This is a genomic window from Rummeliibacillus sp. TYF005 (assembly GCF_003844195.1).
Classification (GTDB): domain Bacteria; phylum Bacillota; class Bacilli; order Bacillales_A; family Planococcaceae; genus Rummeliibacillus.
Genome location: NZ_ML122541.1, coordinates 140568 through 163065 on the forward strand (window position 1 = coordinate 140568; position 22498 = coordinate 163065).

General features: G+C 31.4%; 26 protein-coding genes and 1 tRNA gene. 18 read left to right on the forward strand and 9 right to left on the reverse strand.

The features are described from left to right. Nucleotides 1-45 precede the first annotated feature (45 nt). Nucleotides 46-1797 carry a succinate dehydrogenase flavoprotein subunit gene (sdhA, locus tag CW357_RS00635; protein ID WP_119415559.1) on the forward strand — a complete coding sequence of 584 codons (1752 nt, stop codon included), beginning with the start codon at nucleotides 46-48 and terminating at the stop codon, nucleotides 1795-1797. Between the two features lie 2 nt (nucleotides 1798-1799). Continuing rightward, nucleotides 1800-2573, forward strand: a complete 774-nt coding sequence (gene sdhB / locus CW357_RS00640) for a succinate dehydrogenase iron-sulfur subunit (protein ID WP_119415558.1) — start codon at nucleotides 1800-1802, stop codon at nucleotides 2571-2573. 30 nt (nucleotides 2574-2603) lie between these two features. Here sdhB and CW357_RS00645 read toward each other — a convergent pair whose 3' ends face one another. Further along, on the reverse strand, nucleotides 2604-3095 hold the full coding sequence (locus tag CW357_RS00645) for a GNAT family N-acetyltransferase (protein WP_233548055.1): 492 nt from the start codon (nucleotides 3093-3095) through the stop codon (nucleotides 2604-2606). Between the two features lie 199 nt (nucleotides 3096-3294). Here CW357_RS00645 and CW357_RS00650 point away from each other — a divergent pair, with 199 nt between their 5' ends. The 14 genes from CW357_RS00650 (at nucleotide 3295) to CW357_RS00710 (ending at nucleotide 13906) form a co-directional block, all read left to right on the forward strand. After that, nucleotides 3295-3762 (forward strand): acyl-CoA thioesterase, encoded by a 468-nt coding sequence (locus tag CW357_RS00650; protein WP_119415557.1) that lies wholly within the window; start codon nucleotides 3295-3297, stop codon nucleotides 3760-3762. Nucleotides 3763-3844: 82 nt separating this feature from the next. Then, nucleotides 3845-4063, forward strand: coding sequence for a helix-turn-helix domain-containing protein (locus CW357_RS00655; RefSeq protein WP_119415556.1), 219 nt, complete (start codon nucleotides 3845-3847; stop codon nucleotides 4061-4063). A gap of 75 nt (nucleotides 4064-4138) precedes the next feature. Further along, nucleotides 4139-4609, forward strand: coding sequence for a MarR family winged helix-turn-helix transcriptional regulator (locus CW357_RS00660; protein ID WP_119415555.1), 471 nt, complete (start codon nucleotides 4139-4141; stop codon nucleotides 4607-4609). A gap of 1 nt (nucleotide 4610) precedes the next feature. Beyond that, the gene (racE, locus tag CW357_RS00665; protein ID WP_119415554.1) at nucleotides 4611-5405 is read left to right on the forward strand and encodes a glutamate racemase; all 795 of its coding nucleotides are present in this window, start codon (nucleotides 4611-4613) and stop codon (nucleotides 5403-5405) included. A 173-nt stretch (nucleotides 5406-5578) separates the two neighbouring features. Next, nucleotides 5579-6172: an XTP/dITP diphosphatase gene (locus tag CW357_RS00670; protein WP_119415553.1), complete on the forward strand. Its 594-nt coding sequence runs from the start codon at nucleotides 5579-5581 to the stop codon at nucleotides 6170-6172. Between the two features lie 12 nt (nucleotides 6173-6184). After that, nucleotides 6185-6685: a metallophosphoesterase gene (locus tag CW357_RS00675; RefSeq protein ID WP_124217073.1), complete on the forward strand. Its 501-nt coding sequence runs from the start codon at nucleotides 6185-6187 to the stop codon at nucleotides 6683-6685. A 77-nt stretch (nucleotides 6686-6762) separates the two neighbouring features. Further along, nucleotides 6763-6836: transfer RNA gene (locus CW357_RS00680), tRNA-Arg, on the forward strand. Between the two features lie 183 nt (nucleotides 6837-7019). Continuing rightward, on the forward strand, nucleotides 7020-7994 hold the full coding sequence (locus CW357_RS00685) for a tyrosine-type recombinase/integrase (protein ID WP_124217074.1): 975 nt from the start codon (nucleotides 7020-7022) through the stop codon (nucleotides 7992-7994). A gap of 202 nt (nucleotides 7995-8196) precedes the next feature. Beyond that, a complete protein-coding gene (locus tag CW357_RS00690; protein WP_241155027.1) occupies nucleotides 8197-9171 on the forward strand; it encodes a tyrosine-type recombinase/integrase in 975 nt (324 codons plus the stop codon). Between the two features lie 125 nt (nucleotides 9172-9296). After that, nucleotides 9297-9683 carry a hypothetical protein gene (locus CW357_RS00695; RefSeq protein ID WP_164489512.1) on the forward strand — a complete coding sequence of 129 codons (387 nt, stop codon included), beginning with the start codon at nucleotides 9297-9299 and terminating at the stop codon, nucleotides 9681-9683. A gap of 57 nt (nucleotides 9684-9740) precedes the next feature. Beyond that, nucleotides 9741-9902 (forward strand): hypothetical protein, encoded by a 162-nt coding sequence (locus CW357_RS18125; protein WP_164489513.1) that lies wholly within the window; start codon nucleotides 9741-9743, stop codon nucleotides 9900-9902. Nucleotides 9903-10098: 196 nt separating this feature from the next. Continuing rightward, on the forward strand, nucleotides 10099-11949 hold the full coding sequence (locus tag CW357_RS00700; protein ID WP_124217076.1) for an ATP-binding protein: 1851 nt from the start codon (nucleotides 10099-10101) through the stop codon (nucleotides 11947-11949). Between the two features lie 552 nt (nucleotides 11950-12501). Then, the gene (locus CW357_RS00705) at nucleotides 12502-13002 is read left to right on the forward strand and encodes a DUF7004 family protein (RefSeq protein WP_124217077.1); all 501 of its coding nucleotides are present in this window, start codon (nucleotides 12502-12504) and stop codon (nucleotides 13000-13002) included. A gap of 397 nt (nucleotides 13003-13399) precedes the next feature. Beyond that, entirely contained in the window at nucleotides 13400-13906 is a 507-nt protein-coding gene (locus CW357_RS00710) for a hypothetical protein (protein ID WP_124217078.1), read from the forward strand. A 152-nt stretch (nucleotides 13907-14058) separates the two neighbouring features. On the opposite strand, the gene CW357_RS00715 is transcribed toward CW357_RS00710, so the two are convergent. After that, the gene (locus tag CW357_RS00715; RefSeq protein WP_124217079.1) at nucleotides 14059-14694 is read right to left on the reverse strand and encodes a type II restriction enzyme; all 636 of its coding nucleotides are present in this window, start codon (nucleotides 14692-14694) and stop codon (nucleotides 14059-14061) included. A gap of 285 nt (nucleotides 14695-14979) precedes the next feature. Here CW357_RS00715 and CW357_RS00720 point away from each other — a divergent pair, with 285 nt between their 5' ends. Further along, nucleotides 14980-15885: a type II restriction endonuclease gene (locus CW357_RS00720; RefSeq protein WP_124217080.1), complete on the forward strand. Its 906-nt coding sequence runs from the start codon at nucleotides 14980-14982 to the stop codon at nucleotides 15883-15885. 291 nt (nucleotides 15886-16176) lie between these two features. Here CW357_RS00720 and CW357_RS00725 read toward each other — a convergent pair whose 3' ends face one another. Next, nucleotides 16177-16407, reverse strand: a complete 231-nt coding sequence (locus CW357_RS00725) for a helix-turn-helix domain-containing protein (RefSeq protein ID WP_124217081.1) — start codon at nucleotides 16405-16407, stop codon at nucleotides 16177-16179. Nucleotides 16408-16539: 132 nt separating this feature from the next. Here CW357_RS00725 and CW357_RS00730 point away from each other — a divergent pair, with 132 nt between their 5' ends. Further along, on the forward strand, nucleotides 16540-17466 hold the full coding sequence (locus CW357_RS00730; protein WP_124217082.1) for a DNA adenine methylase: 927 nt from the start codon (nucleotides 16540-16542) through the stop codon (nucleotides 17464-17466). A gap of 53 nt (nucleotides 17467-17519) precedes the next feature. On the opposite strand, the gene CW357_RS00735 is transcribed toward CW357_RS00730, so the two are convergent. From CW357_RS00735 to CW357_RS00760, 6 genes are all read right to left on the reverse strand, one after another. Further along, nucleotides 17520-18074, reverse strand: coding sequence for a hypothetical protein (locus tag CW357_RS00735; protein ID WP_124217083.1), 555 nt, complete (start codon nucleotides 18072-18074; stop codon nucleotides 17520-17522). A 150-nt stretch (nucleotides 18075-18224) separates the two neighbouring features. Beyond that, nucleotides 18225-19016 carry a DNA-methyltransferase gene (locus tag CW357_RS00740; RefSeq protein WP_124217084.1) on the reverse strand — a complete coding sequence of 264 codons (792 nt, stop codon included), beginning with the start codon at nucleotides 19014-19016 and terminating at the stop codon, nucleotides 18225-18227. 19 nt (nucleotides 19017-19035) lie between these two features. After that, nucleotides 19036-19575: a hypothetical protein gene (locus tag CW357_RS00745; protein ID WP_206426800.1), complete on the reverse strand. Its 540-nt coding sequence runs from the start codon at nucleotides 19573-19575 to the stop codon at nucleotides 19036-19038. Nucleotides 19576-19651: 76 nt separating this feature from the next. After that, on the reverse strand, nucleotides 19652-20317 hold the full coding sequence (locus CW357_RS00750; RefSeq protein WP_124217085.1) for a MutH/Sau3AI family endonuclease: 666 nt from the start codon (nucleotides 20315-20317) through the stop codon (nucleotides 19652-19654). 903 nt (nucleotides 20318-21220) lie between these two features. After that, nucleotides 21221-21502 carry a hypothetical protein gene (locus CW357_RS00755; RefSeq protein WP_124217086.1) on the reverse strand — a complete coding sequence of 94 codons (282 nt, stop codon included), beginning with the start codon at nucleotides 21500-21502 and terminating at the stop codon, nucleotides 21221-21223. Continuing rightward, the gene (locus CW357_RS00760; RefSeq protein WP_124217087.1) at nucleotides 21495-22475 is read right to left on the reverse strand and encodes a ParM/StbA family protein; all 981 of its coding nucleotides are present in this window, start codon (nucleotides 22473-22475) and stop codon (nucleotides 21495-21497) included. Before CW357_RS00760 ends, CW357_RS00755 begins: the two co-directional genes overlap by 8 nt. Nucleotides 22476-22498 lie beyond the last annotated feature (23 nt).

Genomic DNA, 22498 nt, shown 5'->3' on the forward strand with positions numbered 1-22498 from the left:
TTGTAAGCGCTTGATTACTATTTGAACGAGGAGTGAGAAAAAAACATGGCTAAAAGTAAATTGATAGTCGTTGGTGGTGGACTAGCTGGCTTAATGGCTACTATGAAAGCTGCCGAAATGGGCACAGAAGTTGAATTATTCTCATTAGTTCCGGTAAAACGCTCACACTCTGTATGTGCGCAAGGCGGAATTAATGGTGCCGTAAATACAAAAGGTGAAGGGGACTCTCCTTGGATCCACTTTGATGATACTGTATATGGTGGGGACTTCTTAGCAAACCAACCACCAGTTAAAGCAATGTGTGATGCAGCACCATCTATTATTCATATGTTTGACCGTATGGGCGTTATGTTCAACCGTACCCCAGAAGGTTTATTAGATTTCCGTCGTTTCGGTGGTACACAACATCACCGTACAGCATTTGCTGGTGCGACTACTGGTCAACAACTTCTTTATGCACTTGATGAACAAGTTCGTAAATGGGAAGTTGAAGGATTAGTTAAGAAATATGAAGGCTGGGAATTCCTAGGTGTAATTCTTGATGATGAAGGCGTATGTAAAGGTATTAAAGCTCAAAACCTTACATCTTCTGAAATTAAAGCATTCCGTGCTGACGCTGTAATCATGGCTAGTGGTGGTCCTGGTATCATCTTCGGTAAATCAACTAACTCAATGATTAATACTGGTTCTGCAGCATCTATCGTTTATCAACAAGGTGCAAAATATGCAAATGGTGAAATGATTCAAATTCACCCAACTGCAATCCCTGGTGATGACAAATTACGTTTAATGTCAGAATCAGCTCGTGGTGAAGGTGGCCGTATTTGGACTTATAAAGACGGTAAACCTTGGTACTTCTTAGAAGAAAAATATCCTGCATACGGTAACTTAGTTCCACGTGATATCGCAACACGTGAAATCTTCGACGTATGTATCAACCAAAAACTTGGTATTAACGGCGAAAACGTTGTTTATCTAGATCTTTCTCATAAAGATCCACATGAACTTGACGTTAAACTTGGTGGTATCATTGAAATCTACCAAAAATTCGTTGGTGATGATCCACACAAAGTTCCAATGAAAATCTTCCCAGCAGTTCACTACTCTATGGGTGGTCTATGGGTTGACTTTGATCAACATACTTCAATTCCTGGCTTATTCGCTGCAGGTGAATGTGATTACTCTCAACACGGTGGTAACCGTCTTGGTGCTAACTCATTACTTTCAGCTATTTACGGTGGTAGCGTTGCAGGTCCGAATGCTGTTAACTACATTCATGGACTTGATAAACACGTTGATGATCTTCCATCATCTATGTACGATAAAGCTGTTAAAGAAGAACAAGCTAAATGGGATGAAGTATTACGTTTAGATGGTACTGAAAATGCATACTTACTTCACAAAGAACTTGGTGAAGTAATGACTAAAAACGTTACTGTTGTTCGTTACAACGATGGTTTAAAAGAAACTCTTGTAAAATTACAAGAATTAAAAGAACGTTGGAACAACATTAATATTAATGATACATCTAAATGGTCAAACCAAGGTGTTCAATTCACTCGCCAATTAAGAAATATGATTGCTTTAGCAAATGTTATTACTAAAGGTGCTTTACTTCGTGATGAATCTCGTGGAGCTCACTATAAACCTGAATTCCCAGAACGTAACGATGAAAAATTCCTTAAAACAACAATTGCTGAGTTTACACCTTCATTTGATCCAAAAATTAGCTACGAAGACGTTGATATATCTCTTATCAAACCTCGTAAACGTGACTATACGAAAGGAGCTCACTAATTATGGGAAACGAAGCGCAAAAATATGTTGAGGTTGAAGTTCAACGTCAAGATGATGCTAACTCTAACCCCTATTGGGAAAAATTCAGAGTTCCGTATCGTCCAAATATGAACGTAATCTCTGTTCTTATGGGAATTCGTGAAAACCCTGTAACAGTTGAAGGAAAACAAACTACTCCTGTTGCATGGGACATGAACTGTTTAGAAGAAGTATGTGGGGCATGTTCAATGGTAATTAATGGTCGCCCACGTCAATCATGTTCAGCATTGGTTGATAAATTGGAACAACCATTGAAATTACAACCTATGAGTACTTTCCCTGTAATTCGTGACTTACAAATCGATCGTAGCCGCATGTTTGACTCTTTGAAACAAGTTAAAGCTTGGGTTCCAATCGATGGTTCTTACGATTTAGGTGAAGGTCCTCGTATGCCAGAACGTAAACGTGAATGGGCATATGAATTATCTAAATGTATGACTTGTGGTGTATGTTTAGAATCATGTCCAAATGTTAACAGTCATTCAGACTTTATGGGACCAGCTCCACTTTCACAAGTACGTTTATTCAACGCACATCCAACAGGCGCAATGACTAAAGATGTACGTTTAAACGCTATTATGACACCAGGTGGTCTTGAAGGCTGTGGTAACGCACAAAACTGTGTATTAGCTTGTCCAAAAGGTATTCCTTTGACAACTTCTATCGCAGCATTAAACCGTGCTACAACTGTTCAAATGTTCAAGAACTTCTTTGGTTCTGACCATATGGTTGACTAGTAAAAAGATAGATAACGAGAAACTCCGTACTTACTTGGTACGGAGTTTTTTATTTATTAAATTGTGTTTAAAAATATCTAAATTCACATTTCGATCATCTAATACTGACTCAACAAATTCCCAACCACGATTTAGATAATATTCAGCAGCATTTTCAGTTTTAAGATACACCTCTCTAAAACCTAATGAGACTAAGTGTTTTAATAAGGCATCAATAAGGCTTATTCCGATTTTTCTTTCTCTGTAGTTCGGGTCCACGTAAAGGGAAGCTAACCAAGGCTTAAAATGTGTGCATTTCTTGAAATCATTTTCAAATATTGATACTGTGCCAACACATTGATGATCTAATATAGCTATGAATGTTATTGGGAATTTCGATGAATAAGTATCTGAAAAAAAGTCTACAACATCATCAAAAGACATTTTGCTACTCGAAGGTAATACAAATTCTTTATAGACCATCTGCGAAACAGCTTTAACAAACTCCTTGTTTTCACTTAAAAGTGTTATTTCTATTTCCAAACAAATCCCCCTAGCATGTATAAATTTGTAATTATATCTATTCAATGGATGTTTCTATATTCCTTCATTAAAAGATGTACAATAAATAATCCTGTAATAAGTTGTGAAAAACAGAAGTAGTAGTTATGTGGAATTATTTAAATGTTCTGATATAATAAAATGAATAATCATTCATTTTACAACAAGGGGGATTTTTGAAATGATAAAAAGTTATATTGAAGATTTAGAAGAGTGGCAAAAGGATTTTACTTTTTTCACGCCTATTAAAGTTAGGTTTTCTGAAACTGATTTGTATGGGCATATGAATAATACAGTACCTATTGTATATTTTGAACAAGCAAGAATTGAGTTTCTAAATAATTTAGGAATTATGGAAGAATGGCTAGATAGGGAAATAAATAACATAATTGTGATTGCAGACATACAATGTGATTATGTAAAACAGGTATATTTTGATGAACAATTAAAGGTATATGTTAAGATTGCCAAGATAGGTACATCTTCATTAGATCTACATTATCTAGGTGTAGATGATTTTGACCATATATGTTTTACAGGTAGAGGGACAGTCGTTCAGATGAACCAAGAAACTGGAAAATCAGTACCTTGGGAAGAACGACAATTATCCAAACTAAACAACCAAAAGAAAAGTAATATTATTCTATAAAAAAACTTCGGGCAAATGCCGTCACCGCTATTCAATTCCTATCATACTTTACAGTGTGAGGGGATTGGAGGGGCGCACGTAAATGAGTCGTTTTCATCATTCAATTTTGACGAAAAGAGAACACGAAATATTTCTTTTATTAATGAAGGATTATACGACAAAAGAAATTGCTAAAGAGCTAGGTATAAGTGAAAAAACAGTTCGAAACCATATTTCTAATACTATTCAGAAACTGGGCGTATCTAGTCGCGCACAAGCAATGCTTGAGTTAATCCGTTTAGGGGAGTTTACTTTAGAGTAAAAAGTACACTTGCCATTTTGAAAAAAACACTTCACAATAGGAATAAGTAATCCTTTTGAGGAGTGGAGTAGCTACATGTCAAACCAAGAGCAACAGAATAACACACATGATATTGAACAAATTGCATTGTTAGAAAAAGAGTTACGTCATATTGCAGCTCTTATAAAACAAAAAGGTAGAGAAATTTTAAGTGATTACACAATAACACCACCACAGTTCATCGCTCTACAATGGCTTCATGAGCTAGGAGACATGACAATTGGAGATCTTTCGAATAAAATGTATTTAGCGTTCAGTACGACAACCGATTTAGTTGATCGTATGGAAAGAAACGAACTAGTACAACGAATTCGGGATAATCAGGATCGTCGTGTCGTTCGTATCCATTTGCTTAAAGAAGGAGAACGTATTATTGAAGAAGTAATTGAACAACGTCAAAATTATTTGGCAGATATCGTCAAAGATTTTAAATGCGAAGAAGTTCAATCTCTTTCAATATTATTAAGCAAACTATACAAAGAAATGAACCAGGATAGAGGCGGTTAATGTGAATGCTCCCATTGGAGTAATTGATTCAGGAGTTGGTGGGCTAACCGTTGTAAAGGAAATGCTTCGCTATTTACCAAATGAATCGATAACCTATTTAGGCGACACTGCTCGTTGCCCATATGGTCCCCGTTCCAAGGAACAGGTGATTCAATTTACTTGGCAAATAGTCGATCAGCTTGAAAAAATGAATATTAAAATGCTTGTGATTGCTTGTAACACAATTACAGCAGTCGCATTAGAAGGACTACAAAAACGTTGTAAATTCCCTGTAATCGGTGTGATTAATGCAGGTGCTCAAGCAGCTGTCAAAGCAACAAAATCACATGATATTGCAGTTATTGCAACTCAAGGAACAGTTAAAAGCGGTGCATATGAAAATGCACTTTATTCATTATATTCCTCTAGTAACGTAACATCTTTAGCGTGTCCAAGATTAGTACCACTTGTTGAAAGTGGAGAATACCAAGGCGAATTTGCCAAAAGCTTGGTAGCGGAAACACTAGCGCCATTAAAAAATGAAAAGTTTGATACGATGATTTTAGGATGTACACATTATCCAATTATTCAAAGTCTAATTGAAGAAGTAGTAGGCGACCAAGTTCATGTTGTTTCATCTGCAGAGGAAACAGCAAAACATGTAAAGGAAATTTTACAGTTCCAGCATATTGCTAGAACAGACAAAAAATCTCCAGAGTATCTTTTTTATACAACAGGCTCAGTTCCTATCTTCAAAACAATTGCAAGTAATTGGTTACCCTTAAAAGAAGTCCATGTCAAACGAATAAAACTATAGTATGAAGCTCGAAAAGTTTTCTTTTCGGGCTTTCTTTTTGAGTTATTATACATAGGACGAGTAGTTTTGCTCGGCTCGTCATTGATTCTTAGTTATAAAATGTTATGTTTTAAGCTACTGGAGTTAAAGAAAGCGAAATGATAAAATAAATTGGAATATTAGGAGGAATTTTTATGAAACAAGTTGTTATTGCTACAAAGAATAAAGGAAAGGCTAAAGATTTTGAAGCTATTTTTGCACCGCTTGGCTATGAAGTCTTGACATTATTTGATGTAGCACCAGATATGGAAATTGAAGAAACAGGAACAACATTTGAAGAAAACGCAATTTTAAAGGCAGATACCGTTGCAAAACATCTCAATACATTTGTAATTGCAGATGATAGTGGACTTCAAATAGATGCCTTAAATGGAGAACCAGGCGTATATTCTGCAAGATATGCAGGAGATCATGATGATGAAGCGAATATTAAGAAAGTATTAGAAAATTTAGAGGGAGTACCTGAAGAAAAGCGTACAGCACGATTTTGCTGTTGCTTAGCTATTACCGGCCCAGAACATAAAACAAAAACTGTATTTGGTACGTCCGAAGGTATTATCTTAACTGAAAAACGTGGCAATAATGGCTTTGGTTATGATCCAATTTTCTATGTACCTTCAATGGAACGAACAATGGCTCAAATGACTGCTGAAGAAAAAGGGTCTATTTCACACCGTGGAAATGCAATTCGTAAATTAGCAGAAGAATTACCATCTTGGTTTAAATAGGAGAGGGTAGCGATGAAACTATTAGTCATGAGTGATACACATAGTGATGCAGCAGTAATTACCAATGTAATCGCGCAAAACCCCGATGTAGACGCTATTTTCCACTGTGGAGATAGCGAGTTATCATGCTCGGCGCCAGAACTCCAAGGTGTTTTAAAAGTTAGAGGCAATTGCGATCAAGATATTGAATTTCCAACTGAAATGATAAAAGAAATAGATGGTAAACAAATCTACATGACGCATGGCCATTTATATCATATAAAATCAAGTCTAACTGCGTTATCTTATCGAGCAAGAGAAGTAGAAGCAGACGTAGTCTTATTTGGACATTCTCATGTTCTAGGCGTTGAACTCGTTGATAATATTCTTTATATCAATCCGGGAAGTCTTTTACTACCGAGAGGCCGCAAAGAAAAAAGTTACGCAATCATTGAAAACATCGAAAATGGTTGGCATATAATTTTCTATACAGAAGAAAAAAAGGTAATTGAAGAAAAAACTTTATTATATTGATAAAATAGTGTTGACAATTTTATCAGAGATGCTATAATAGGAAATGTCTTAAGGATAACATATCAAAAAGACATCCTGTCTCAGTAGCTCAGCTGGATAGAGCAACGGCCTTCTAAGCCGTCGGTCGGGGGTTCGAATCCCTCCTGGGACATACAGTTTTAGCCTCTAGAGCCCTTGCTACGCAAGGGTTTTTCTGTTTTTAGGGATTCGGTCAGGGTGTCGGTCCGGAAAGAAAAATCCCTATTTTTGCACCACCTCTGGCTTAGAACACCGTTGCTCTATGCAGCTAGCCGATTTCATCTTCCATTGCAAAAAAAGAATGGAGGATTTTTTTATGACAAAAAAGTCAGGCGTTTTTGATGTTGATTTTGATGGGTTATTGCCGATTGAAACAAAAAAGAAAAATAAGAAGAAGGATATAGAATCACGTACGATAGATAATGCATTGGAGATAGTTATTAGACAAATGATAGCTAGTGGTTATCGAAAGCGTACTACTGATGATTACAGAAGAATTGTCAGTAATTTCGAAAAGGCTCAAGGTATAAAATATTTGTCGGAAATAACTATGGAAACAATATATAATTGGCTAGATAAAATGAATGTAGCAAACCAAACAAAATTGACAAGATTAAAATCTTTGAAATCCTTTTTAAGCAAGTGTTTCAACAATGGATGGTATGAGACTAAATTTTGGGCATCCATCAATGTAAAAGTAGACAAGAAGATAAAACAGGGAACCAAGCCATCAGATATTGATTTATTGTTATCTTTGTTAGACTTAAAAACATTTGTTGGATTAAGGGATGCTACTGCTATTCTTACAATGTATAAGACGGGGATACGTATTAATACATTAGGCCAGTTAGAAGAAAAACACATTGATTTTAATGAGGGGGTATTAAAGCTAGATGGGGATGTATTGAAAAATCATAAGTATCTAAAGCTACCTTTGGATAATCAATTACTTCATTTGTACAAGGTATTAATACAACAAAACAATAAAGTTAGGAATTACTATCATGAGGATAATTCATTTATCTTTATTTCATATAAAGGTAAATCGCTAAATACAAAATCAACTAATAACGCAATTTCTAAGCAGCTTACTAAATATAGTAAAAAATATGGTTTAAAAAATATCAATGCACATGCAATAAGAAGGGCTTATGCAAAGAATTTGTTGAAAAAAGGAGCAAATTTAGCTCTTATATCAAAAGCACTTGGTCACTCTAATTTAGAAGTAACTACGCAGTATTTAGATTTAGATGTAGATGAAGTTGCTGAAAATTTAAGGAATTATTTGTGAAATAATAAGGTTATTAGACGCGGGTTCGACTCCCATCGTCTCCATAAAAATAATGGCTGTAAATGCAATCATATCAACGATTTTCGAGATTAGGGATATTGAACGGGAGTTGAACTCTTGTTGAATGTCCCTTTTTTCATACCTACATATTTACACTGTTCAAGACCTTCAAATTCACTAATGAAAATGGAGGTTTTTTATTTTGTCTAAGAGTAGAAAACATGGAATCTTTGCTGTAAGTGGTGATGTAGTGGCATTAACTACAATGAATCGTGAGGAAGTTCGTAATGCTATTACTATTGAAACAGCTTTAGAAACAGTTTTTAAGCAAATGAAAATTGGGGGTAATCGTGAACGTACAATTCAAAGTTATGATTATATCTTTAAACAATTTATAGAGATAAATAAATTAGAGTACGTGGAAGAGATAACAATTGATTCAATCTATCATTATTTAGATTCAATTGAAGTATCACAGCGAACAAAGTTAATTCGTTTAAAATCAATTAAAGCAGTTCTTAGTAAGTTCTATAACAACGGTTGGTTTAGTGACCGTTTTTGGACAACAATTCAAATTAGAGTAGACAAAGAAGTAAAAAGTGGTGCTAAGTTATCAGATATTGAAAAATTATTACAGTTAATAGACCAGACTACATTTATAGGTTTTAGAGATGCGGTGGCTATTAAGTTAATGTATAAGACTGGAATTCGTATCCGTACTTTAGGGGAACTCAAGGAACGTCATATCGATTTTGAAAACTTAGTTTTAAGTTTAGATGGTTCTACATTAAAAAATCATAAACATTTAAAGTTACCAATTGATGATGAAATTGCAAATATGCTAAAAACGTTAATACAGCTTAATAATGGTATTCGTAATTATTATGGAACAGAGAACTTTAATGTATTTATTACGCAAAATGGATTACCAATGAATACAAGTAAGTCATCTAATTTTGCAATATCTAAACAGCTAAACAAATATGCTAAACGATTTGGACTACAGAATATCAATGCCCATGCTATTAGACGTGCTCATGCTAAGAATTTATTAGAGAAGGGTGCTAGTATAGCGTTAATCAGTAAAGCATTAGGACATAGTGATTTAGCTGTCACAACACAATATTTAGATTTAGATGTAGAAGAGGTGGCAACTAATTTAAGAGACTTTTTATAATAATGTCCTAAACTAAAACATATTTGAAAGTACATAACTGTGAGGGATAAATTCTTTGCACTTTTTTATTTTGGAAAAGAGAGGTGAAATAATGATTACTCCTAAAAAATCTTTTGCAACAGAAGATGGAGAAGGTTTCTACAGATATATTTCGCTATGTTGAGTTAGGTTTAATCAAACCATTCGATGTAGCTTTGTATGTGAAATATTTAGAGTTATTTAATCCTAATCAAGCCTATGCATATCCAACGATTTATCAATTAGAATTACTTCTTAATTGTAGTAGGCAAAATATAGTTACTGCTAATAAACGATTAGAACAAGCTGGTCTATTGATAATTAAAAAACACAAAAATAACGATAATATTTATTTTCCTCTACAGCCCCATTGTAAAGAGGAGTTATATAAACAAGTGCCAGACTTATTTTTAAAATTTGAAAAACGAAAGGAGAGTATTGAATCAAAAGTAGTTATGGATAAAGTACGATTAGAGGATTTATTTGAAAGTTAAAGTCACAAACCTATGTGATAAACAAGATTGGTAGTGGAATATACGGGCGAAATTGAGATGTATTCATGTACGCCACGAATACTAGAACAAATGATGAAAGTCGCAGTAAAAAATAGACTACCAATAAAGGTGATAGAAATGAAAGATAGTAAACCAATAGCTGTCCAGATGACGTTGAATGACTTCAAACAAGTGAGTGACATTATGCAAGTAGCTTAGTAAAAACTGTGCGAAGTTGTGCAAATAAAAAATACAGTATAAGCTCTACCCTAGGGGGGACGGGGATAGCTGTATCCTTTACTAGTGGATGCACAATTTACACAGTGGTTTGGAAACCTTTTTGCGCACAAAATAATACTTTCATTCCAAAATATTTCATGGTAATATTTGTATATAAAATATAAGGGGTGAATGCATGAAATTAGAAAAAGTTATCATTCATAATTTTCGTTCGTATCAAGACCTTGTAGAAATTGACTTTAATAGTTTAACAACTATTATTGGAAAAAATGATGTAGGAAAATCAACTATTTTAGAGGCACTGGAGATATTCTTTAATAACAGTACAGTTAAAATTGATAGTAAAGATTATTGTGTTACATCGGAAAATCGTAACGTCTTAATAGGATGTGTTTTTTCAGGATTTGATGAAGAAATTATTTTAGACGATACAGCACCTACAACATTTAGAGAAGAATTTTTATTAAATGAAGATGGTTATTTAGAGATTCACAAAGTATATGACTGTTCTAAGAAAAATATAAAACCAGATATTTATTTGAAAGCATTATATCCTACAGATGCAATAGAAAACGGAAAATTTCTTATTCAACTTACACAACAAGAGTTACAGCGTAAAGTAAAGACTTTGAATATTGAAAATGGACCAACAGATTTAAGAACTAATCATTTAATGCGTAAAGATATATTTAGTACAGTTGATACTAACAAATTGGAACCGCATAAAATCGTTTTACATAGAGGAAGCAGTGGTACAGTATGGGAAAAAATTGAACCTATGTTACCTATATTCACTTTATTCCAATCTGATAGACCAAGTAGCGATGGGGATTCTGAAGTTCAAGACCCAATGAAGGTTGCTATAAGAGAAGCACTAGAAGAAGTAAGAGATAAGCTAGATGATATTGAAAAGTTAGTTCAAGATAAGGCAATGAGTGTAGCAAAACAAACATTAGAAAAATTAAAAGAAATGGACCCAACATTGGCGAACGAATTAACACCATATATTTCAGAACAACCAAAGTGGCAAAATTTATTTAAATTGACGCTAGAGGGGGATAATGGGATACCTGTTAATAAGAGAGGTAGTGGAGTTAGAAGGTTAATTTTATTGAACTTTTTTAGGGCTGCGGCGGAAAAAAAAGATATAACTAATTCTAGGGACATTATTTATGCTATAGAAGAACCAGAAACAGCCCAGCATCCTGCTAATCAAGTCATGTTAGCTGATGCTTTATTGGAATTAAGCAAAAAAGATAATACACAAGTGATTCTTACTACACATGTTCCAGCCTTTGCTAGTTTATTACCTATAGATTCATTAAGATTGATATTGAATATAGATGATGGAAAAGTAGTAATGTCATCTAAAAATGACGAAACAGTTCTTGAAAAAGTGGCTGAAACATTAGGGGTATATCCATCGCCTATTGGTAGTAGAGTAAAGGTAGCAGTTTTTGTTGAAGGACCGAATGACTTTAGTATTTTAAAAATATTTAGCCAAATAATTGCAAGTAGAAATCCTAATATTGTAGATTTAACTAATACAGATGAAGTAATAATAATTCCTTGTGGTGGGGATACATTAAGAGGTTGGGTTGAAAATCAATATTTAAAACAATTAAATATACCAGAAATTCATATTTACGATAGAGATGTAGTAAAAGAAGGTGAAGAACCTAAATATGAGAAATGGTGTAGAAAAGTTAGAGAAAGAAACGATGGTTCCGTTGCATTTCTAACTAGTAAAAGAGAAATAGAAAATTATATTCATCCAGATGTAATTAAAGAATTTTATTCATTGGAAGATGGATTTACATTTGGTCCAGATGATGATGTACCTAATTTGATTGCAAGTCTAACAAGATATTCTGAAAGTAATGTGAAGAAAAAACTTAATAATCATGTAGCACAGAAATTAACTTATGAACAGATTAAAGAAATGGACACCGAAGATGATATAGAAGGAAAGTGGTTTGCATTTATTAGTCAATGTGTAAATGGAAATCTAGTTGAAACCTCTTAAAATATGATATGATTATTAAGGTCTTTGAACCAAGTTCGTAAATATGTAATACTCCCTAATGAAAAAAATGATAAATGAAGAGTAGGGAAAAGTCTCCAATCCCTTATAGCAGTAAGAGTCGGCATAAGGACTCGCGAATTGCAAATAGGCAAACTACACGCGTAGAAGTTTGAGTATTGGAGTTTCTGGACGCGAGTTCGATTCCCACCGTCTCCATAATACGAAAATAGATGATTTCAATGAGTGTCAAAATCCTTTATAGATAAGGATTTTGGCACTTTTTTAATTGCATGTAGTTTCGATAAATATAAAATGAACGTAGTCAATTACCTAGTCAAAACGTATTCATTTACGAATTTAAATATTGTTCAAATAGTTAAACAGTGTGCTTTTTTATTAAAATGAAAATTTTAAGTATGTTTATCAATAGAATGCTTAATTTATCAATCTACTATAACTGATATATACATAATGAAGTATATTATTTATCTAATATATTAAATGTTTTTTTTGACAATAATATAGGTATTTAGTTTAATATATATATAAATTATGGTATTAGTAAAAAGATACGAAGATGGAACTGAATTATCACGTGATAAAGGTAATTTTGATGAATGGTGCATTTATATAAATGGAAGAGCACCCTATGATAGAGATTATTTAGGTAGTCTTCATAAATTAGGTCAAACTTGTGGAATGGATAAAGTGTACAATGAGTTTTTAAATCTTTACAATTTAACAGGTAGAGAAGTAGAAGAAAGAATATTGAATAATGTAATACCTGAAATAGCTACTAATCTAGAAAATAATTACTTTAATAATCTTGAAATCCAAAAGTTATTCGGTACATTGTATTTGGTGATGTTAGCCGAGCAAAACCGCATGCTTGCAAATGGGGTTGAAACTAAAGTTGGTAAACGTATTAAAGGTTTAGCTGTTTATCAGTTATTCTATGAGGGTTATTCGGTTGAACAAGCGTGTAATTTTTCTATTGGGCGACCATGGAGAGAAATTGCTAATTTATGTGATGAACGTGGTTTAAGAAGATAAAATTCCAGGTCTATTTATCGGTGATGCTTGTATTAACGATAAATAGACTGTTTTTATGTATATTAAATGAAAGATGAGTTTTAAGCTTGAAAAAAATAGATGTTAATAAAAAGATGAAAATGTATGGAGAATACTAACAACGAAAAAATCTGAAAAAGAGTAAGAGATATTAACCTCCTAAAAAACTTCAAGTATTATTAGAAAAAGTGATATTAATAACCAGTAATTTACATTGTAGGGAAAGCTTTTAATGGTAGTATGTCCAATTCATTCTTCATTTTCTTTGATTTCAAAATTCAATATAAATAATGCATTTTTATTAAAAATACGATACTATTATAAGGCATGATAAGAAAAATGAATATCAAATACATTATTAAGAAGGAATGTAGAATCAATGAAATATAATTTTTTGCACCAATTAATAGAGGACATTACTATAATAGAACCAAGAAAGCTAATTCCCTATAAAAGAGAAAAGGGAATCTTTTTTGACTGTTTAGATAAATATATTCAAAATAGGTTAAAAGACTATGACGATAAAGAAAAATTCCAAATCTATTTTAGTAAAATGAAAGTATCAGAAATTAGATTGTTCAACGAAATACTATTTAAATTAATTTTCAATCCAAGATATGTTTATCAAAGTACGCTTCATTGTACTCTAGAAAACATATCTAAGCAAACTAATATGGGGATAGAAGAGATTGAAGATATATTATCTGGACTTTCATTATTGCAACTGGAAATCAGTGAGCCAACAGGTAATGTTTTTATTTTATCTTCATTATTTAATGTAAGTATTCAAGGTAAAGTTTTAAATGGCGAAGAACATAATTTTAAGCTCAACTTTAATGATGAATTTTTGGCTGCATGTAAAGATGTAGGAAAGAATACTTATTAGTACAGCAGATACGTGTAAATGTGGTAATTCAAGTTTTTATAGGAATTTAATAATTAAAATGAAGACTGCTAGTAACAATTTCTCACTTTACAACTATTACTATCTGAGTGGTAGTAGTCACTAATTTATTTTTGTTGAACCAACCTAATGCTTTACAGTGGCTTAGGGTGGTTTTTATTATAATGTGAAAAGGAGTAAAGTTGACGAATAATTGTATTTCTAGTTGAAGAGTTTTTAACTTCTATTAAAACAATTTTATTACTTCCTTCGTATCCAGCATCTACCTCTGTTTGAACACTTTCTACCTCTAAGTGATTTTTGTCGACAGAAAATTTGAACTTTGGTGTATATTTTCTTCCCCTTATTGTTAATACTAAAGAGTTATCATTAACAAATTTCTCTATAAGTCCAGCAGCAAATGCATAATCAACATGCTGCATCTCGGAATTCCCGATAGTGCTTGTAATAGGTTTAAAGGAAAGTTTTGATTTAAAAAGAATTGCATCCGTATCTATTTCTGGTATATCTATATACCCTTCACCTCGGATAATAGCATAATTACCGTTTTTTACGGGTAATAGAAAAAGGTTTTTCTCCTTAAAAACATCTGGTCTACTTTCACGTGTATCTTGTTTGCATAAAATTCTTACTTCTTTTTCCGCCACTTTCGTAAAGTCTTGGCAAGCGACTTTTATTTGTTCAGCACTTAAATAGTAAGGTGAAGTATCAAAATCATGTTGGTCTAAGTTCAAATCATCAAAGATTCTTCTCCAAGAATTGTTACTCATTATTGGCACTTCCTTTATCTATATTTTCGATTTGATAATATATATAATATGTGATGAAATACATTTATATGTTTAATAAATATTGTTGCAATTTTATAGGTTCACCGAAGGGATTAAAATTGCCATAAGGTAAAAAGCTTAAAGACGTTTATTGAACAGACATAGTAATCTATCCTATAAAACCATTTTAATAATTACATGTTATTATGTAGATTAAGAATAATAGAATGAAGAGTGAAACTAGAAACTTCTTATAGGAAGACCATAAATGGAGGAATTTTACATATGAAATTTGAAGAATATGCAAACTTATCACCTGATAAACGGTTGGCTTTTTTTATGGATACTTTATCTGTAACCAATCGTACTCCCGAGTATTATGTAAATTGGGAAAAAGTGAATCGTGAAACAAAGAAGTATGAGTTAGAATTAAATACGCTAAACTATTTAATAGGTAAAGAAAATATCTATCAAGAAACTCTTAATTTGTTCACAAAACAACCTGACTTAATCAAAGCTTTGCCGAGTCTAATTGCTAGCAGGGATAAAATTCTAGATGTTTTATCAATAGATGAAAATGATAGTATGTCGTTTTATCAACTCGATTTCAAAGATATTGATATAAATAACATTAAGTCGTATGTTGATTTTGCCGAGCAATCTGGGTTATTGAATTTCTTAGCGAATGAAGCAAATCGTTCTCTAGTTGATTATGTTTACGGCGTAGAAGCTGGTCTTGATAGTAACGGTCGTAAGAATCGTAGTGGGACAACAATGGAAGGGATACTTGAAAGAAATGTTGCAAAAGTTGCAAATAAACTCTCATTTGAACACCATCCACAAGCTACAGCTAAATGGATATTAAGTAATTGGGGGATTCACGTTCCAGTCGATAAGTCAGAACGTAGATTTGATGAAGCAGTGTTTGACCCTAATACAAAACGTTTATGGTTGATTGAAACAAATTACTATGGTGGCGGAGGTAGTAAGCTAAAAGCAGTAGCAGGAGAGTTTACCACATTAAATGAATTTGTCTCAAACTCTGGTGATGACGTTACTTTTGTTTGGGTTACAGATGGACAAGGATGGCACACTGCCCATTTACCTCTTGAAGAAGCATTTGGACATATTAATTATGTATTTAATTTAAATATGTTAAGTGAAAATTATCTGTTTGATTTGTTTAAGTAGTGCATTTTATTTAGCTGCTTTGGGTCTTCAAATATATGATGAATTAGATAATCTATAATATGACGGGAAAAGGGTGTACGATTTAAGAGAATAGAAATTGACTCAAATTAAAGGAACTTCTTGATGATGAGAAGTTCCTTTTTCAGTTTTAGCGCTAATCGATTAAATTTGTGGCATAATAAGTATCTTTTGAGCAAAGTCACAATGTGGAATATGTCTGACTATTTTAAAGGCAAATATAAATTTTTATTAAATTAAATGTTAATTTTGTTGAGGAAATAACTATATTTACTAATCAAAAAAATTCTTCATAGGTATATTATATTTTTTAGAAATACATAATAAGACATCTAACGAGACTTTTTGACATGAACCTGGAGCTTCTAGTTTGGATAAATGGCTCAAGCTAATTCCTATAGAATTACTAAAGTCTTCTTGAGACAATTGATTTGATATCCGAATATTTTTAATAACTTGACCGATTTTGTAATACTCTTTTTCAAAGATAATATCAGTTGCCATATTACTTCTCCTTCAGTATATATTTAAGTAAATTATAACATATAAATAAAACCTAAACTTTCACTCATAGTGAAAGTATGGTATTATATAAATATAAGAATTAGTAATAAATTTCAGGAGGAAAATATAATAATGAAATCAGCGCAACCATTTGTTAAGTGGGCAGGAGGAAAAAGAAAACTATTACCTGTTTATGCAGAAAAGTATCCAAAACGGTTACAGAATGGGGAAATTAAGAAATACATTGAAGGATTCGTTGGTGGTGGTGCTGTATTTTTTGATTTAATAAAAAAATATCAATTTGAAGAAGTAATATTAAATGATGTGAATAATATATTGATTTCAACCTATTATATTATTCAACAAAATGTGGAAGTTTTAATTGATAAATTAGAAAAAGTACAATCAATTTATCTGGAGAAATCTCCTGAAGAAAGAGAAAGTTATTATTATGAAATGCGTGATAAATTTAATAATATTAAGAATAAAATAGAATATGACAGCTATGGAGAAAATGTTATCGATAATACTAGAATAGAAGCTAGTGTATGTTTTCTATTTTTGAATAGAACATGTTTTAATGGACTTTATCGTGAAAATAAAAAAGGTGGTTTTAATGTTCCAGCTGGAAAATATAAAAATCCACAAATAGTAGATGCCAAAAATCTTCGTGATGTTAATGAAGCTTTAAAAAACGTAAAACTAACCAATATAGATTTTGAAAAACTATCTGATTTTGTGACGAAAGATACGTTTGTATACTTGGACCCTCCATATAGACCTTTAAATGTGACATCAAGTTTTAATAGTTATTCTAAGGGAGATTTTGATGATGAGGAACAGTGTCGTTTAGCAAAGTGGTACCGTAGTATGAGTGATAAGGGTGCGGCTATGATGCTTAGTAACTCAAATCCTAAAAATACTAATCCGGACGATACATTTTTTGAAGAATTGTATAATGGATTTAAAATTTATGAAGATATAGAAGCTGCAAGAGCAATTAACTCAAAGGCATCAAAGCGTGGAGCAATTACGGAGATATTAGTTGTAAATGAATGAGTTTATAAACACCCTTTTCCATTTAGAAAAGGGTGTTTTCAAATAAATATAAGTTATCTTCCATTGTGTGTAGCAGTGGAGATGATACTAAACAAATCATTTGTTAAAGATTTTTCTAAAATATGCCTGAACATAAAAGCACTTGTATTATTTGTTTTTTCTTGTACTGCCAAAAGTTCAGCAAGTATAATAAGAAATTCTATATCGTAATATCCATATTTACTTAATTTAGAATAGTAGTCAATATTGGAAATTACTTTGGAGGATTTTAGTATCTTAACAATAGAATTCTTATTAAGATTAGAAATTGAAGAAGAGTTATTCCAAGAGTATAATAATGCGTTAATCAGTTCATTGGTTAATTTAGGTTTACATTCTTTTTTTATTAGTAAATCTGTAACCCAATGAATATGTTTAGGAGTTCTTAGACGAGATTCTTTTCCATTAACAAATTCACGGTATTTTATTAAATAATCATTTTTTGATAATCTACCTGGGAAAATTGCCAAAACATATTTTTGATTTATATAAATATCTAATACTGATTGAAAAGAATGGGAATCCCTTTTAAAAATCTGTGTTCCAGGACTGATAAATTTTATATCCAAACCAATCTAACCTCCAAATAATTATTTTGATAATTCCATTCAGAATCCTGTTTAAACCAAAATGCATCATATTTAATATTTTTTATTAAGCATTAAATTATTGTTAAATACATTCAGTAATATTCTAAGTTTCAAATAAGTTACTCCTCTTTAAATTGAAAACTTTTTGGCGGTATGATTTATTCTGTTAATCGTGATATCTAAGTAAGTAGGATTAATATCAATTCCAATATAATTACGATTATATTCATAGCAAGCTACTCCGGTAGTGCCACTTCCATTAAAAGGGTCTAAGACAACATCACCTTCTTGTGTTGAAGATAAGATTATACGTTCTAATAATTCAAGTGGCTTTTGAGTGGGATGTTTACCAAATGATTTCTCAGACTTTTTAGTAATTGAAGTGGTCCATACATCCTTCATCTGTTTCCCACTATTCCAACTCTTCATTAAGTCATAGTTGAAATAATGCTTGGCTTTCTTGGACTTTTTTGCCCAAATAATTGTCTCTGTGGAATGTGTAAAAGTTCTACAGGCTAAGTTAGGGGGCGGGTTAGTCTTTTGCCAAGTGATATTATTCAGAATCTTATAATCTAGTTTCTGTAAGATGAATCCTACAGTATAGATATTATGAAGTGTACCAGATACCCATAGTGTTCCATTTGGTTTTAATATTCGTTTTGCTTCTTTTAACCAGGCCAGGTTAAACTGATAAATATCTTCAAACGAGTTTTTCTTGTCCCAAGAACCTTTATTCACTGAAACCATTTTTCCTCCTGAACATGTAATTCCATCGTTGGATAGAAAATACGGTGGGTCAGCAAAAACTACATCAATAGATTCGTCTGGAAGAGAATTTAATATTTCTAAACTATCCCCAAGAATTAGTGAATAGTTTTGGTCTATTGATGTGTAATAAGGATTAGGATATTTGATGTTCATAAAATTCCTCACTTTTAATTTACTTTAAACAGTTATTTAATTTTACTACTTTAATTTGAAATGGAAGCTTTTTATTATCATGTAAAGTTTTTTTAGGAACAAGTTTACCAATGGTTTTATATGCTATTTGACCATTTGCTCCAGGTGTTGATGTAGCTTTTTCTTCAAATTCATCTTGGTGCAAAATAAACCAATTTCTTGTAGCAGGCATTGGCAGTACATGTAATTCTTTTATTTCAAGAAAATAGTAAAATATATAATCTGCCTCTGTATACATAAAACAACCAGGAGTGTTTTTATTGCTATTACTAATTGTTTCAAAAAAGTAATTTCCTGTTCTATGCCATCTATCACCTTTTATTTCAATTTTAATTGTTTCATTTTTTCCATTTATCGTTCTTTTCCAAAGTAAATCGATATCTAGAGATTGAAATCTTTTGTCGTTTTGAACATCTATTACTTCATCAGTTACATCAAAATAGTTCAAATACTTTTCAATATCTTTATAAGCTAGCTGGGCGATATTATCTGCTTCGTTCATTGAATAAGAAAAAGGCATAATAAAACTTCATCTCCTATATTAAAAGGCAAATTCTCTATAGTCGGCTTTTATGTAAATTACCCTATAAAATTTTTTAGATTATATCGGGATATTTCATTGAACTTTTTAATAAATCAGTCATGAATTCTTTTTTTAAATAAAAAGCAAAATTTTTATTTGAAATGTATTTTTTGTAGTGTTTTGAGTAAATAGGATGATAAGGTTTAGAATCTTTAGTTCGTATCTGAATATATTTTCCGTTAGAAGTATGTAAGAAACCATCACCTTTTTCTATAGACTTCATCATTTGGGAGACTATATTATTATAGTCATCTTGAAGTTGAGCAAAAAAATCTTCCCCAGGTTTTGTTTCAAAATATATTGGTGGTTTAAAATACCATTCTTCAGGCTTCTTAGAAAGTTTAACTACTGGTAAATATATCATTCGCTTAATCTTATTGAATAACCATGATTGTTCAAATGTCATTCCAGAAAACATATTATCAACTTGCGAAGAGATTTGGGAAATGAACATAGTTTCAAGGGGTTCACCGTTTAACTTAGCTTTATTAGTTTTAAGTTCTCCATCTTCAAAATCTAGAGGGTTAGGTGTATTAGCTAGGCCTAAATATATTTCAAGAAGTTGTCCGACTTTTCCTTTATTTACTTTATCTATGGGAACATCTAAAAATAGGTCTTTGAAAGGGATATTTTCAATTTTACCATTCTCTAAAATTCTTAAAGCATCCATTAATTTCATTAATAATCACCCTTAGTATATTTTTACCTTACTAACTGTATTGTATAATAAAAGGTGAAAGTAAGCATTGTAGTTATTAAATTAAATCTATTGGTAGCTGAAACATATTTAATCAAATTGAATAAGTTACTATACATGGTGCAAAAATTACTTCTTTTGAATTGGAGCATTTTCATAATATAGAAAGGAGATATTTATCAGCTGTACGGACATATATTGCGATAGAATTTATATGTCAATATTATTTGTGGTTGATATATGTTAAACATTAATTATTAAAGAAATGCTAATAAAATAACCTATATAACGATTTTCTGTATAAGAATATGACATAAAAGATGATAATTCATAGTCTTTAATTACCATGATGTCATATTAAAATAAAATATAATATTATATGGATTAAAAAATAATATTTTGCGATATTATGCCATATTAAAATATAATCTATCATTATTTATATTTTTAATAAAATAAAGGTTAAAATATGTCATTTCTTGTACAATGAAAATATATTATGGCAAATGTATTTTATATAAGTTGATAAAATAGCAAAAAAATAATTGTAATGCTATAAATTAAAATAATATGACATACAATAATATCATTATCATTAATCAAAAGTTTCTTTAGGGAAACAATCCCGAAACATAAACCTATATATACAATAAAAAAGTTGAGTTATTAATTTCAATTACATAAAAGTTAAGTAGGATTTTATATTTAATTGACATATGGATTTATAAAAATAATCTATTAATATAAAAATTCTTAGGGGAAAATCAATTTTGGCAAATATCCATTATTGAATAGGTTAGTTAGTCATTCAATTACATATAACACCTGTTGCTTTATATAAGGAAAAAGGCTATTCTACAATGAATAGCCTTAATTATTATGTATCTAAAATATTGAACTGATTAAATCTTTATCATCCTCAGTGATTTCTTTGACATTACTGCTTGTTGGCAAATTGTCAAGGTTAAGATTGGCGAGCTTATTATCAATAAGTGAATCAACAAGGCGTTTTAAAGATTCATCATCTGTTGATGTCCTCTTTTTTTGTTGAATATCACCCCTAATAAGCTTACAAACGTATAGACTAACGTTATCAAGTGATTGCAAGTATGTATATACATCATTAAAGTCTGTTCTAATACTTATGGAAATTCTGCGATTACCCATTGATTTTCACATCTAAAATTGTAAAAAAACTATTAACGTTCGAGAAAGCTCCATCCTCTACAATATTCGCATTAGGTATTTTAGAAAGCAAAACCTTTTTAAGCAATTGCGAACCACCACCGCAAATAATAACATTGGTATTGTAAAAGGAAATATCATGAGATTTCGCGAAATTAATAATTTCATTAACATGTTCTGTTAATACTTTAAGAATTAAATCATGACTGTCTTCCATAACAACTCCATTTTTTGATAGAAAAGAATCTTTAATGATTTGCTCTACATCATCAGCTGCAATGACAATCCCATATTGCTTTGAGAGAGCGCTAGCGATTTTGCTGCGTATAATGTTACCACCTGTATTAGCCAAAATCATTGTATCTATCTGAGGCACAATACCTTTATAAACACAATAAGTTGTATTCAGTCCTCCAATATCTAATACTAAGTTTTTAGTTGTACGATATTTACTAAGATTTGTATAGATATCGGCCATTCCTTCTGGTAATAATATTAAATTATCAATAAGAAGATGTAATTGCTTTCCATTATGCTTAATATGAATAATTTTATTGTTATTAATATGATTTGCATACTGTTCTTTCAAATCCACATTCTGATAGATGTTAATAGGGACGTTAACCGCTAGATTTATTCTTATTAAGTTTGCTGTAATTTGTAATTTTTCTATTGCTTTTGATATTGCTAAGTAAATACATACAAGATGTTCTGTCGTGTCTTTTGATACATCATAATTAGCTCTTTTCTCAGATACACTATCGCCTATAATATATGTTTTGTTATTATACTCTATTATATCACCACCTTTAATATCGTAAGATAAACCTTTATCTATTTCTTGAACCTTCGTACGAAAGTACATCTTCTTACTATCTTCAAAATCACCACCTTTATATCTAGCTTTAGTAGCATATTTTCCGCTATCAACTGCAATTAATAGACTATTTGCCATAATATCACTCCTCTATTATTTTA